Source organism: Lactococcus sp. KTH0-1S (assembly GCF_052544945.1).
Genome location: NZ_CP195165.1, coordinates 1,549,813 through 1,563,984, shown reverse-complemented (window position 1 = coordinate 1,563,984; position 14,172 = coordinate 1,549,813). Strand labels below are relative to the sequence as shown.

General features: G+C 35.8%; 18 protein-coding genes. All 18 read left to right on the top strand.

The annotated features are described in order from the left end of the window. Positions 1 to 106: 106 nt before the first annotated feature. The 18 genes from ACRYLU_RS07545 (at position 107) to purQ (ending at position 14,131) form a co-directional block, all read left to right on the top strand. Positions 107 to 1,042: a dihydroorotate oxidase gene (locus ACRYLU_RS07545; protein WP_256293915.1), complete on the top strand. Its 936-nt coding sequence runs from the start codon at positions 107 to 109 to the stop codon at positions 1,040 to 1,042. A 116-nt stretch (positions 1,043 to 1,158) separates the two neighbouring features. Further along, complete coding sequence (locus tag ACRYLU_RS07540) at positions 1,159 to 1,866, top strand: putative ABC transporter permease (protein ID WP_256293914.1); 708 nt, start codon at positions 1,159 to 1,161, stop codon at positions 1,864 to 1,866. 59 nt (positions 1,867 to 1,925) lie between these two features. Next, a complete protein-coding gene (locus tag ACRYLU_RS07535; protein ID WP_015426712.1) occupies positions 1,926 to 2,195 on the top strand; it encodes a bacteriocin immunity protein in 270 nt (89 codons plus the stop codon). A gap of 110 nt (positions 2,196 to 2,305) precedes the next feature. Beyond that, positions 2,306 to 3,352: a zinc-dependent alcohol dehydrogenase family protein gene (locus ACRYLU_RS07530; protein WP_445080830.1), complete on the top strand. Its 1,047-nt coding sequence runs from the start codon at positions 2,306 to 2,308 to the stop codon at positions 3,350 to 3,352. A 179-nt stretch (positions 3,353 to 3,531) separates the two neighbouring features. Further along, a complete protein-coding gene (locus tag ACRYLU_RS07525) occupies positions 3,532 to 5,934 on the top strand; it encodes a cell wall anchor protein (protein WP_445080829.1) in 2,403 nt (800 codons plus the stop codon). Between the two features lies 1 nt (position 5,935). After that, a complete protein-coding gene (locus tag ACRYLU_RS07520; protein WP_017864740.1) occupies positions 5,936 to 6,562 on the top strand; it encodes a hypothetical protein in 627 nt (208 codons plus the stop codon). Next, positions 6,546 to 6,998: a hypothetical protein gene (locus ACRYLU_RS07515; protein WP_021469838.1), complete on the top strand. Its 453-nt coding sequence runs from the start codon at positions 6,546 to 6,548 to the stop codon at positions 6,996 to 6,998. Before ACRYLU_RS07520 ends, ACRYLU_RS07515 begins: the two co-directional genes overlap by 17 nt. A gap of 95 nt (positions 6,999 to 7,093) precedes the next feature. Further along, the gene (locus ACRYLU_RS07510; protein ID WP_038600088.1) at positions 7,094 to 7,933 is read left to right on the top strand and encodes a thymidylate synthase; all 840 of its coding nucleotides are present in this window, start codon (positions 7,094 to 7,096) and stop codon (positions 7,931 to 7,933) included. A gap of 106 nt (positions 7,934 to 8,039) precedes the next feature. Beyond that, positions 8,040 to 8,486: a MarR family winged helix-turn-helix transcriptional regulator gene (locus ACRYLU_RS07505; RefSeq protein WP_003130017.1), complete on the top strand. Its 447-nt coding sequence runs from the start codon at positions 8,040 to 8,042 to the stop codon at positions 8,484 to 8,486. After that, entirely contained in the window at positions 8,483 to 9,856 is a 1,374-nt protein-coding gene (locus tag ACRYLU_RS07500; protein ID WP_058205511.1) for an MFS transporter, read from the top strand. Before ACRYLU_RS07505 ends, ACRYLU_RS07500 begins: the two co-directional genes overlap by 4 nt. Before the next feature lie 223 nt (positions 9,857 to 10,079). After that, positions 10,080 to 10,832: an SDR family oxidoreductase gene (locus tag ACRYLU_RS07495; RefSeq protein ID WP_445080828.1), complete on the top strand. Its 753-nt coding sequence runs from the start codon at positions 10,080 to 10,082 to the stop codon at positions 10,830 to 10,832. Between the two features lie 14 nt (positions 10,833 to 10,846). Then, on the top strand, positions 10,847 to 11,215 hold the full coding sequence (locus tag ACRYLU_RS07490; protein ID WP_445080827.1) for a DUF2255 family protein: 369 nt from the start codon (positions 10,847 to 10,849) through the stop codon (positions 11,213 to 11,215). Between the two features lie 35 nt (positions 11,216 to 11,250). Next, a complete protein-coding gene (locus ACRYLU_RS07485) occupies positions 11,251 to 11,565 on the top strand; it encodes a carboxymuconolactone decarboxylase family protein (RefSeq protein WP_260311080.1) in 315 nt (104 codons plus the stop codon). Between the two features lie 11 nt (positions 11,566 to 11,576). Then, positions 11,577 to 11,870, top strand: a complete 294-nt coding sequence (locus ACRYLU_RS07480; RefSeq protein WP_311866440.1) for an antibiotic biosynthesis monooxygenase family protein — start codon at positions 11,577 to 11,579, stop codon at positions 11,868 to 11,870. Between the two features lie 15 nt (positions 11,871 to 11,885). After that, positions 11,886 to 12,287: a cupin domain-containing protein gene (locus tag ACRYLU_RS07475; protein WP_311866442.1), complete on the top strand. Its 402-nt coding sequence runs from the start codon at positions 11,886 to 11,888 to the stop codon at positions 12,285 to 12,287. 143 nt (positions 12,288 to 12,430) lie between these two features. Next, positions 12,431 to 13,141 (top strand): phosphoribosylaminoimidazolesuccinocarboxamide synthase, encoded by a 711-nt coding sequence (gene purC / locus ACRYLU_RS07470; protein ID WP_058205509.1) that lies wholly within the window; start codon positions 12,431 to 12,433, stop codon positions 13,139 to 13,141. A 55-nt stretch (positions 13,142 to 13,196) separates the two neighbouring features. Further along, positions 13,197 to 13,460 carry a phosphoribosylformylglycinamidine synthase subunit PurS gene (gene purS, locus ACRYLU_RS07465; protein WP_010906021.1) on the top strand — a complete coding sequence of 88 codons (264 nt, stop codon included), beginning with the start codon at positions 13,197 to 13,199 and terminating at the stop codon, positions 13,458 to 13,460. Continuing rightward, entirely contained in the window at positions 13,460 to 14,131 is a 672-nt protein-coding gene (gene purQ / locus ACRYLU_RS07460; protein WP_445080826.1) for a phosphoribosylformylglycinamidine synthase subunit PurQ, read from the top strand. Before purS ends, purQ begins: the two co-directional genes overlap by 1 nt. The last annotated feature ends 41 nt before the right edge of the window (positions 14,132 to 14,172 follow it).

Below are 14,172 nucleotides of genomic sequence, written 5' to 3'. Positions count from 1 at the left end.
ATGTGAAAAAAATGCCACCTCATCATTTGACTCGAACTTTAAAAATTTTGAATTTGCCTTTTTTGTGATAGAATAGTTAAAAATAGAAAAGGGGAACGATTTTTTAATGCTAAAAACAACTTTTGCAAATGCGGAATTCGCTAATCCATTCATGAACGCTTCAGGAGTTCATTGTATGACAACTGAGGATTTAGAAGAATTAAAAGCCTCTCAAGCAGGGGCTTATATCACCAAAAGTTCTACATTAGAAAAAAGAGAAGGTAATCCACTCCCACGTTATGTTGACTTAGAATTAGGCTCAATTAATTCTATGGGCCTGCCTAACCTAGGGTTTGATTACTACTTAGATTATGTTTTAAAAAATCAAAAAGAAAAGGCTCAAGAAGCGCCAATCTTCTTTTCCATTGCGGGTATGAGCGCAGCCGAAAATATCGCGATGCTTAAGAAAATTCAAGAAAGTAATTTTTCAGGAATTACAGAATTGAACCTTTCTTGTCCAAATGTCCCTGGGAAACCACAGCTTGCTTATGATTTTGAAGCCACTGAAAAACTCCTAAAAGAAGTTTTTACCTTCTTCACAAAGCCTTTAGGTGTAAAACTTCCTCCTTATTTTGACCTCGTTCATTTTGATATCATGGCAGAAATCCTCAATCAATTTCCGTTGACTTATGTTAACTCAGTCAATAGTATTGGGAATGGACTTTTTATTGATTCAGAAGCAGAAAGCGTAGTCATTAAGCCTAAAGACGGTTTTGGTGGAATTGGTGGAGCATACATCAAACCAACAGCGCTTGCAAATGTTCGTGCTTTCTATACTCGACTCAAACCTGAAATTCAAATCATTGGAACAGGTGGTATTGAAACAGGACAAGATGCCTTTGAACACCTCTTATGTGGAGCTACAATGCTTCAAATTGGTACAGCTTTACACAAAGAAGGCCCTGCAATCTTTGATAGAATCATTAAAGAATTAAAAGAGATTATGGATAAAAAAGGCTATCAATCAATTGCTGATTTCCATGGAAAATTAAAATCATTATAAAAAATTATCATAAAAAGCTGAATTTAAACAGCTTTTTTCTTATTTTATAAATGAAATTTAAAAATCACTAAAAGAAATGATACAATGTAAAAGATTAAACAAATAAGGAGAAATATATGGAAATTTTTATGACTTTTATCGTTTATTCTTTTATTGGTTGGATATGGGAGACCTTTTATTGCTCATTTAAAGACCGGCATTTTGTTTTTAGAGGTTTTTTATTAGGCCCTTATTGTCCTGTTTATGGTTTTGGCGTCTCTGCCGTCTTACTTTTAGTTCCAGATACCGGAAATTTATTCAGTCTTTATCTTAATACGATTGTGATTGTGACAGTCGTTGAATTCATTGGAAGTTGGATTTTAGAGAAATTCTTTAATATGAAGTTATGGGACTACTCAACCCTCCCTTTCAATATTGAAGGAAGAGTAGCTGTTCCCGTTTCATTATTTTGGGGTATAGGTTGTATTATTTTAATTAAATTAGTGAATCCACCTGTTCAAAATTGGATTCATGATTTTAATGAATTAACCCACAGTTGGGGTGTGATTTTGATATTAATGATCTTTCTGGCTGACCTTGTTTCAACATTTATTTTTACGATTTCAACCAAAAAAGAAGTCTTGGCTACGATTGATGATTCTGACAAAGAAAATGCAGCAATCAAAGAATTTCGTCTTAAACATCTCTTTGCAAACCATGAAACAGCAGCAAATCGGATAAAAGTATTAGAATTACTTAAAAATAAACCTCTAAAATTAAAACATTATAATTTGCGCAGAATTCTCAAAAACTATCCAAATATGAATTTGACCAAAAAACGGTAATTTAAAAATCGTAAGCGTTTTTAGTAGCCTTAGAAATAAATTCGTGGCATAATGAGGTCATGAATAAAACATTTGAAAAAGAAGAAATTTTAAATGAACTCTATAATCTTATATTAGACCGAAATATTCGTGACTGGGAACGCCAGTGTTTACTTCATACGAAAGTTCAATTAGAGAATCAAGGTCAACTTGCAGATGAGTTAGCAAAATTAGAAGTGACCTTAAGACCATTGGCATTACGCTATAATCTTACACCAAAGGTCGCTGGATTTTATCAAAAAATTTCCAATAGCAAACTCTTTGGTCGAGGAGTTGGTGGCATTATATAAGCCCTAAGTTCTCCTTATGCTTTAAAAGCATAAGGAGTTTTTAAAAAAGTATTTTAAAAAAAGTAAAATTCATTTTATAATGAATTCAATAAAAGAAAAGGAAGTAAAAAATGAAATCAGCTTATTTTGTCGAAAAAAATAAAATGGAAGTGAGAGAATTTCCCAAAGCGCAACTTGTAAAAGAAACAGATGCTATCATAAAAATTGTTCGTGCCTGCGTATGTGGTTCCGATTTATGGTGGTTCCGTGGGATTTCTGAACGTCAACCTGGACCGGTAGGGCATGAAGCTATTGGTCTGATTGAAGAAGTAGGCACCGGAGTTAAAAATTTTAAAGTAGGAGATTTTGTCATTGTTCCCTTTACGCACGGTTGTGGACACTGTCCAATTTGTTTGGCAGGCTTTGAAGCCAATTGTCCAAATGCAAAAGATGGTGTGAATGGCGGTTATCAAGGGGAATTCTACAGAGCAATTAATGCTGATGGTGCACTTGTCAAAATCCCGGGCCAACCAAGTGATTATTCTGATGACCAGTTGGCTTCATTGACGACTTTAGCTGATGTCATGCCTACAGGTTTTCATGCAGCTAAAGCAGCAGATGTCCATGAAGGTGATACAGTGGTTGTCTTTGGTGATGGAGCGGTTGGACTTTGTGCAGTGATTTCAGCTAAACTTTTAGGAGCAAAACGGATTATTGCCATGAGTCGCCATGAAGACCGTGCAGCACTTGCGCGTGACTTTGGTGCAACAGATATTATTGCTGAGCGCGGTGAAGAAGCGATCCAAAAAATTATGTCCTTAACCAATGGTTATGGTGCAGATGCTGCCTTAGAATGTGTCGGAACAAAACAAGCAATTGAATCTGCTTTTCAAGCGGTAAGAGCAGGAGGGCGAGTAGGTCGTGTGGGAGTTCCTCATGATGTTGATTACAATGAATGGATTGATTCTCTTTTTTGGAAAAATATTCAACTTGGAGGTGGAGTAGCCTCTGTCGCATGCTGGGATAAGGAAATCTTACTCGAAGCAGTTTTAAGTGGGGAGATTAATCCAGGCCGTGTCTTTACAGCAGAATTTAGCTTAGATGAAATTCAAAAAGCATATGAAGCAATGGATCAACGTACAGCAATTAAATCTCTATTGAGAATTTCAGAGGGATAAATAAGAAAATAGTAAATAAATCAAAAGTCTACCAAAGTTGGTGGGCTTTTTTGTATTCTAAAAGTCTTATTTTTAAATTAAGTTAAAATAATTACTTTATTTTTACCAAAGTCTCTAATTAAGCGTATAATATTAAATAATCAGAAAACAAAAAATATTCACTAAAAGGAGATTTTGCATTGGAAAATCAGAAAAAGCACTTTCAAATGAAGTCATCAAGTAAATTTTGGTTACTTAGCACTGGAATTCTTTTAAGTTTGTTAGTGACTAGTCAGCCTTTAGCAGTAAAAGCTGATGAAAATTCGGCTGTTACCCCACCAAGCCAAACTGAAGCTGTCACTAATCCAACTGTAAATTCTTCTCTTGCCGTGTCTGATTCGACAACCGAAGGAAATACAGGAAGTTCACAGGCAGAAATGCAAACTAAAGCGGCGACCTTAATAGTTTCACAGGCAAGCACCGCTCCAAATGCCAGTTCAGTTTCATCATCTTCAACCAGTTCGGCTCAGACTTCAAGTGTAGAAACAAGCTCTAATTCTTCAGATATTTCAGCTTCATTGAGTTCAAAAGCCCCAAGTGTTCCTCTTGATTCATCAAAAGCAAACGTCACAATTGCTTCAAGCCTGTCGGCGAGCGGAGCAATCATAAATCCTGCTCTCACAAATGGTTCAATTGCCAGTCAAGCCAATGGTCAAGACCCTGCAATAAGCACTATTGAAGCGACCGGTTCAGTCGCAAATGACATTACAGGACCAGCCACGCTAGATGGTATCAATATTACAATCAAGGCTAACAACCTTGTGCCCAATAACTTTTTAACGCCTGATGGTCTTCATTGGTCGGCAAATACAGAGGTTATTCCAATCACAGGTCAGGTAACAGGTCAAATCAGTACTGAAAACTTTGGACAAACGGATGGCCCGACCATACCTGCGACCACTTATACTATGAATGCAGGAGATTCTGGACGAATTACTAATGTTGGAAGGACCCTAGCCGGAATGAATCTAGATTTGATCTACAAAGTCATTTCAACAGATGAATCAAGCTGGCAAGCCCCCGCAGAAAGTACGTCTGACTGTCCGATTGGATTGGCTTTTACAGGCGAACAAAACATTGCCAACTCCGACGGAAACTCGATTGTCGCCCTCTACTACGGGGCAAATAATGTCAACCTCAATTATCAAATCGTCGTACATAATACGAATTTTCAAGTCCCCGTTCTCGCCTCTTTTATCACAACGGATATTGATATGGCCCAAGGAGTCAAAACCAATCTTGCCAACCTTTTAACGGTCATTCCAAAGACCACTAATCTTGCGACCGATTCAAGTGGAGTTATTTATGATACGACAAGCCCTGATACCGACTTGAACGGTCAAGCTAGTCTCCCTTATGGCGGTTATCTGGGTGTTGGTTTTCTGTCAAATTTTGACTATGATTTTTACAGCCCAGCGCCAGTTCGTAGTGGAAATTCTTATCAATATTCACAAGGGGTTCGCTATGACCTTTTTGGTTCGGCGCTTCAAGCGCATTTAACCACACAAGTTCGTGATATTGTTTATCTTAACTACTATGATGCGGACGAAAACAATCAGCTTATCGTTCCCCAACATCAATTTATCTGGTTTCCAAATGTTTCTTGGAATGTACCAGCCAGTAAATTCCAACATTATGCTTATGGACAAGAAAGTCAGCACAGAAATGGGAACACAATAATAGTTGGTGATTATTATCACATCCAAAGTAACGTCACTTATGATTATTATGGTACGGACGGTATTTATCTAGGACAACAATCAATCACGGGGCTTTATAACAAGCCATATTCGGTCAATGTCCCTTATAACTTTGGTAATTACTACATCAAAGGAAGCACCACAGAGTCAGGACTTTATCCGAAAACTGATGAAACGCTAAACGTTTACTACAAATATGTTCCACCGATTGTTTATTACAACACGAGCAATCCCTATGCGACGACTTATTATGCCAATGGTTATGAATATGTACCGAATTACATTGCGCCTGTGGTTTATTATGCACCAACTTATAATGAATATAATTCTGGTGGGGGATATGGTTATGACGGAGGTACTCCTTATTCTGGTGGGAATGGTTACTCATCAGGAGCTGGATATAGCTCTACAAGTGTAGCTTCAAGAGGAGGTTATTCTCTTTATGTTCCACAATCTGCTTATTACTCTAAAGAAGCTCAGCTTGTAGCAGAAGAAGGGGAAAGAGCAGAAAAAGCCGATGAGGGAGGTTTCAATTTAGGAGAAGAAACAAGAGATGCTGTTCTTGGCAAAGGCATGAGTGAGTTTAGTAAATGGGCTCTTTACGCTGAAGATGACACCGGATATGGAGTCATTATAGATTATGGAATGCAAAAAGCCGAGGGAGAAGATACGGCTGATGCTCTCACTAAAACAGGAGCACACTTTGTATTGGGGGAGGCTGGAATGGCAGCCGGTATGGCTATACCAGTTCCTGGTTTGGATGTTGTAGCTGGGTTTGCATTCGGGTTTATTCTCAATACAGGATTTGACTTTTTATATGATAAATTAAGGAGGAAACGTTAATATGTCAAAAATAGTTAATAACATGACTCCTTTAGGATTTGTAGATAAAAGTAGAAAGAAACGATACTATATCAATCAGAATACAAAAGAAATTTATGTAGCCGAGGAACCTACTCAAAAATCAATAAGTATTATAATGTTTGCGATAATTGTTTTTCCTACTTTTCTTTCTTCTTGGGCTGAAAAGAGTTCTAGAAACTTTTTTATCCATACTAACTTTAAATATAATATTTTAATAATATTTTTGATTTTATTGGTCACACTATCAGTAATTGTATTAGAGATTTTCTTTTTTGAAAAATTGTACACTCATTATGTCAAACGAATAAATTATCAAAAAGAAGAGATTTCACTAGCTATGAAACAAAAAATACTTTCTACGGGAATTAAGATGTGGTATTTTACAAGAGTTTTACTTTTTGTAGTTCCATTTATATTTTTGGGATTAGCCATCAGTTTTATTATGACCTCTCAGTTGACCATACTTGTTTTGACTGTCTGTTTTGCACTGTTAATTCTAATCCTTTTTCCAATTACAAAAAGAACTTTCCAGACAATTGGAATATTAAAAGGACTAGTACAATTATCTAGGAATGTAAAGGATGTAAAGGATGAAAGAAGAGATTGACGAAAATAAAGAAAAAGAAGTGATTCAAAAAGCATATAAATATAATATCTTTCTTGGAATCTGGATTATCGCTGTATTCATCATTTTTTTGCTACAAATAACAAAAATTATTACAGACCAATATTTAACTTTAGGTTTTGGTTTAATTATTTTAATTTATGCGATTGCTCTTCATACCCAAAATCATAAATTAAAAATAAAAAGTATTGCTTCGATTTTAGTATATGGTCTTAATATCTTGAGTGTTATTGGTGTTGTTTTGATTATTTTAGCAAATCAGGCGCATAATCTTTTGGAGTTAGCGGTAGGGGTCTTATTGGGATTGGTGACGCTTATCTTACAAGTTTTAGCTGCTATTTTTGCACTATTGTCAGCAAGAAAATTGCGAAAACTCTATCCTGATATTCTTGATAATAGAAGAAAGAATACAAATTAGTATCTTATTTTTTACAAGTAAATATTTGATAAATGCTATTGAATCAAAATAGTAGACTGTGTTATAATAAAAGGAATAAAAAGATAGGAAATTTCATGACTTACGCAGACAAGATTTTTAAACAAAATATCCAAAATATCCTTGATAATGGTGTTTTTTCAGAAAATGCACGTCCCAAGTATAAGGATGGTCAAACCGCAAATAGTAAGTATGTAACAGGTTCTTTCGTTACTTATGATTTGCAAAAAGGTGAGTTTCCAATTACCACTTTGCGTCCAATTCCAATTAAATCGGCAATTAAAGAATTGATGTGGATTTATCAAGATCAGACAAGTGAACTTGCTGTTCTTGAAGAAAAATATGGAGTCAAATACTGGGGCGAATGGGGAATTGGCGACGGTACGATTGGACAACGCTATGGGGCAACAGTCAAAAAATATAATATTATTGGAAAAATATTGGATGGTTTAGCAAAAAATCCTTGGAATCGCCGTAATATCATTAATCTTTGGCAATATGAAGATTTTGAGGAAACTGAAGGACTTTTGCCTTGTGCTTTCCAAACAATGTTTGATGTTCGCCGTGAACAAGATGGTCAGATTTACTTGGATGCGACTCTTATTCAACGTTCAAATGATATGCTTGTTGCGCATCATATCAATGCCATGCAATATGTTGCTTTACAAATGATGATTGCAAAACATTTTTCTTGGAAAGTTGGAAAATTTTTCTATTTCGTAAATAATTTGCATATTTATGATAATCAGTTTGAACAGGCAAATGAGTTAGTTAAGCGAACAGCTTCTGACAAGGAGCCCCGTTTGGTGCTTAATGTTCCTGACGGAACAAACTTTTTCGATATTAAACCAGAAGATTTTGAGCTTGTGGACTATGAACCGGTAAAACCTCAATTAAAATTTGATTTGGCAATTTAGATTAACCAAAAAGTTACTGACAGAACACTGTCAGTAACTTTTTTATTGATAAAAATTTAAATATTGTTCGTTGACGAACAAAAAAGATTGTGTTATAATAATTCGTATGCGAACTAAAAAAGAAGCAATTGGACGACTTTTAAAAGTTGCCAGCAATCAAATGTCACGAGAGTTTGATAATTTTGCAGCTCAGCTTGATTTGACGGGTCAGCAAATGTCAATATTAGATTTTCTTGGAAACCAGAGTGAAGAAGACTCAGGAAAAGAAATCAGTCAGACGATGATTGAATTAGAATTTAATATCCGACGTTCTACAACAACGGAAATTTTGCAACGTATGGAAAAACGGCAGTTGATTAAGAGAAAAGCGAGCCCAACAGATGCTCGTCAAAAATCAGTTGAATTAACTGAAGAAGGTAAACAATATCTACCTGAAATTAGAACATATATCCAAGGTCATAATCAAAAAGCTTTGGCGGGTTTGTCAGCAGAGGAGATTGCTGCAGTTGAAAAATTCCTTAATAATTTTAGCATGCAGAAAGGAAAAGAATGAACACAGAATTAGAAACAAATACAGCCAATCATAAAATTAGCGCGAAAACGCGCTTTTCAATTGTCGCCGTGGCCCTTGTGGCTTTTATGGGGATATTAGCAGAAACAAGTTTGAATGTTACGTTTCCAACGCTTGAAAAGACCTTCGGACTTCCACTGAGTACGGTTCAGTGGGTAACAACCGCTTATTTATTAGTTGTTGCGATTGTTATGCCGACAAGTTCATATATTAGTCAACGTTTTCAAAATAGGACTTTATTTTTTTCAGGATTAATCTTTTTTACCCTTGGGGATTTACTGAGTTTAATTTCTCCAAATTTTACTATTTTAATGGCGGGACGCTTAATTCAAGGAATCGGGACTGGTATTGCCATTCCATTGATGTTTAATCTTGTCTTAACTAAAATTCCGCGTGAGAGAGTAGGACTTTGGATGGGATTTGCTGGGATGATTTTGAGTATTGCCCCAGCACTTGGACCAACTTATGGTGGACTTCTAACAGGGACTTTAGGTTGGCGAATGATTTTTGCAATTATTTTGATTATCCCAATCTGTCTTTTTCCTTTAGGAGCTTGGGCTATTGAGAAAAGTGAAAAAATACGTCCAGGCAAATTTGATTTTATTGCTTTTATATTTTTGTCATTAGTCATGACCAGTGCTCTTTTAGCTTTAGATTCACTTTCAAGTGCTCAATTTTCATGGATCTGGTTAGTGGTCTTTATCTTGGGGTTGATTGCTTTTATATGGCGTTCAAAAACAAGTACATTGAATTTTATTGATATCGATGTCTTTAAGAGTCCAACCTTTACTTTATCTGTCCTTGTTTATTGTATTTTACAATTTGTCAATTTGGGAATTAATTTTATCATTCCTAACTTCTTACAAGTTTCGTTAGGAGCTACAAGTACATTAGCAGGTTTTGCTTTATTGCCTGGTTCATTAATTGGTTCAGCAGCTCAAGGTCCAATTGGTGCGCTCTATGACCGCAAAGGGGCCAAGGGGATTTTATATAGTGGAAATACTGTATTCTTTATCGCTCTTGTTTTATTAACGATTTTTACTAAGAATCTGACTTTACTGGGTGTGATGGGACTTTATGTTGTATTCACTGTTGGTCGTTCTTCAAGTTTTGCAACAACCATGACCAATAGTTTAGCTCAACTTCCTCATGATAAAGCTGCCTCTGGTAATGCTTGGTTTACTACAACTTCTCAATTTGCAGCGTCAGCAGGAACGGCTACAGCTAGTCTTATTGCAACAAAATCAAGTAATTTAACAACAGGAACTCAACATGTATTTATGTTTTTCCTTTGTCTTGCTTTGCTTAATTTTGTCTTCTATACTTTGATTTTGAACAAGAAGATAAAATAAATTTGATAAAAAAAGTTTCGTAATGATACGAAGCTTTTTTTATCATTTAACATAGTATGCTTAAAAAGCATAGTTATTGATATAAAAAGCATTTCACGGCAGGTAAAAAATATTTTATAATAAAATCATCGAAAAGATAAAGCAATATGAAGCTTTTGAGTTGAGTTGAAGTGAACTTCAAGGAATATAATGAAAATAGAAGTTAAAAATGAATGGAGAAAAAATGTCAAACAATATTGAAAACAAAGTCGTCTTAATCACAGGAGCCTCAAGCGGTATTGGCCAAGCAACTGCTGAATTACTTGCTAAAAAAGGAGCCAAAATTGTACTAGCAGCTAGACGTAAAAATCGTCTGCAGGAACTGGCTGATAAAATTAAAAAGGCTGGTGGACAAGCAATCTATCAAGTGACAAATGTAACTAATCCAGAAGATAGTAAAAAGTTGGTACAATATGCGAAAGAAAATTTTGGCAAAATTGATGCTATTTTCTTGAATGCAGGAATCATGCCAAGTTCCCCTTTATCAGCTATTCATGTTGAAGAATGGGAAAATATGGTTGATATTAATTTAAAAGGTGTACTTAATGGGCTCGCTGCTGTACTGCCTGAATTTACAGCTCAAAAATCAGGACATGTTATCACAACGAGTTCAGTTGCTGGCCTAAAAGCATATCCCAATGGTGGTGTTTATGGGGCAACAAAAAGGGCGGTTCGTGAATTAATGGAGGTACTCCGAATGGAATCTGCTCAAGAAGGAACTCATATTCGGACAGCTACTATTTATCCCGCTGCTATAAATACTGAGTTACTGAATACAATCACTGACAAAGAAGCAGCAGAAGGAATGACAGCTCTTTATGAACAATATGGGATTAGTCCAGAGGCAATTGCTCGCATTGTTGCTTTTGCTCTTGAACAACCTGAAGATGTTAACGTCAGTGAGTTTACTGTTGGACCTACAACACAACCTTGGTAAGAAAAGGAGAAAAAATGAAAATTGATGTCAAAAAATTTTCTAAGATACAAGATATTTATATTAGCCCAGACCCGCAAGAACATCGTCCTGCTTGGATTTGGTTTGCTTATATTGATGGTGATTTAGCGGTAGCAGCAGGTCGCGGAACGGCATCAAGTTGGTGGAATTCAGCAATGATTTCACGTAAGGTTCAAATTCACATTGACGGGAAGGTCTATCAAGTGGAATTTGAACCTGTAACAGATAAAGAAAATATTGATAAATTTATTGATTCTTATCGACAACGTTCAGGTTATAGCTGGGATCCTGCTTGGGAGAAAAATTTTAGACCGACAGTGATGCGCCTAAAATTTTTGAAGGAACTTGGAAAAAGCACAAGATAGAATGCCTTGAGAATTGAAGAAAATTGGAGGTTAAAATGGAAAAACAAACTGCAGGACATGAACAACTTGGAGAATTTGCCCCAAAATTTGCTGAATTAAATGATGATATTCTTTTTGGAGAAGTCTGGAGTCGTGAAAAAGAACTTTCAGCACATGAACGTAGTGTCATTACGATTACTGCTTTGATTGCTGGAGGAAATTTTGAACAATTAAATTTTCATATGACAAAAGGAAAAGAAAATGGAATAAGTCAGGAAGAAATTTCAGAAATAATTACTCATCTGAGTTTTTATGTGGGGTGGCCAAAGGCTTGGTCGGCTTTTAATATTGCAAAAAAAATTTGGGAATAAGAGGGAAAGATATGACAATTACGGTCAACATTTTTTACCAAGGTAAGGGTGATAAGGCCCGCCTCTTTGCGGATGAAATGGTAAGTTCTGGTCTTGTCGATAAAATACGTCAACAAAGTGGAAATTTACGTTATGAATATTTTGTTCCTTTGGATAATAAACAAGCAATACTATTGATTGATGAATGGGAAAACCAAGAAGCAATAGACATTCATCATAAAAGTCCGATGATGGCAAAAATTGCTGAATTGAGAGAAAAATATCAACTGCGCCTAAAGGTAACGCGTTATCAACAGATTGATTAGAAAAGAGAGAACGAAATGAATAAAAAAGAATTAGAAAATGCACTTATTTTTCCTCAAGGAGAAAAAAATCCTTATGGCGCTTATTTTACTGGTCAATCTTATTTAGAAGGAATGATTGCGGATAAAGACTTGCCCTTTGGTGTGGGAAATGTGACTTTTGAGCCGGGCTGTCGTAATCATTGGCATGTTCATAAAGAGGGTTATCAAGTTTTATTGGTTACAGCCGGTGAGGGATGGTATCAAGAAGAGGGTAAGGAGGCCCAACTTTTACATGCGGGCGATACGATTGTTACTCATGCAGGAGTTAAACATTGGCATGGAGCGACAAAAGATAGCTGGTTCAGTCATGTGGCCATTACCGCGGGAGAAGCAGTTTGGTTAGAAGAAGTTTCTGATGAACAATATGAAAACTTATAAAATAAAAGAGTATTTCCGAACATTCAGCAAAACCGAACAATAAATTGAAAAAGTTCTAGTTTTATCCGCTAGAGCTTTTTTTATTTGGCTCATTAGAATAGAATAAGAAGCATAAAGAATTCCTTAAATGGATGGAGGATATTGTGGAAAAAGAAAAGTTGCTCTATGAAGGAAAAGCTAAGAAACTGTATTTTACTGATGATTCAGAGGTGCTCTGGGTGGAATATTGTGACCAAGCGACTGCATTAAATGGTGCTCGTAAAGAACAGATTACGGGAAAAGGTGCTCTCAATAATCAAATTACTTCATTAATTTTTGAAAAATTAAATGCTGAAGGTTTAGAAACGCATTTCATAGAAAAGTTGTCAAAAACCGAACAATTGAATAGAAGGGTTTCAATAATTCCTTTAGAAGTTGTTTTAAGAAATGTTGTTGCTGGTTCTTTTGCCAAACGATTTGGTCTTGAAGAAGGAATTGCTTTACAAGAACCAATTGTTGAGTTTTACTATAAAGATGATGCTTTAGATGACCCATTTATTAATGATGAACATGTTAGATTCCTGAACATTGCAACTTATTCAGAGATTGAATTTTTAAAGAGTGAAACGCGTAAAATCAACGAGATTCTGAAAAAAATCTGGGCTGAAATCGGCTTGACTTTAGTTGATTTCAAACTTGAATTTGGCCGTCTTGCTGACGGAAGAATTATTCTTGCTGATGAAATTTCACCTGATACTTCACGTCTCTGGGATGCGAATGGTCAGCATATGGATAAAGATGTTTTCAGACGTAATATTGGCGATTTAGTTGAAACTTATACTGAAGTTTTGAATTTGTTAGAAAATACGAAATAAATGAGTTCTAGTTTTTAGGACAGTTCCTCACATCTTATATAGAAAGAATTTTAAAATGACTAAAGTACGTGTTTACGTGGCTTACAAAGCCTCAATTCTCGACCCTCAAGCCCAAGCGATTAAAGCGGCAACTCATAAAATGGGTTATCAAGAAGTTACAGAATTAAATGTTGGAAAATTTTTCGATTTTGAATTTGATGCAGAAGCTGAGATTGCTCGCGCAAAAGCAATTGAAATTGCCAATGAATTGTTGGCAAATCCAAATATGGAAACTTATAAAGTTGAAATTTTGAATGAACAAAGCGAAGGAGCTAATTAATGAAATTTGCAGTCATTCAATTTCCAGGGTCAAATTGTGATTTTGATTTACTTTGGGCAATTCGTGATGTTATGGGAGCTGAGGCAGAATTTGTCTGGCATGATGAGAATTCGCTTGCAGGTTTTGACGGAGTATTGATTCCAGGGGGCTTTTCATATGGTGATTATTTACGCTGTGGTGCGATTGCATCATTTGCCAATATTATGCCGGAAATCAAACGTTTAGCTAAAGAAGGAAAACCGGTTTTTGGCACTTGCAATGGATTTCAAATTTTGGTTGAATCTGGGCTTTTACCAGGTGTATTGATTCGCAATGAGGGTTTGAAATTTGTTTCCAAATGGCAAGCTCTTAAAGTTGAAAATAATCAAAGTAATTTTACGACTGAATATGCCAAGGACGCTTTGATTAATTTACCAATTGCTCACGGTGAGGGTCAATATGTTGCTGATGAAGCTCAGCTTGCTGAACTTAAAGCAAATGGGCAAATTATTTTCACTTATGCTGACGAAAATCCTAATGGGTCAGTTGAAAATATTGCTGGAATTGTCAATAAAGAAGGAAATGTGCTTGGGATGATGCCTCACCCTGAGCGGGCCATGGAAGAACTGCTTGGTGGCGCTGACGGAGTACATTTGTTTGCTTCTGTCTTGAAAAACTTTGTTGGAAAATAAAAAAATTACTGACAGAATTTAGATTTTAAAAAACGAATCTG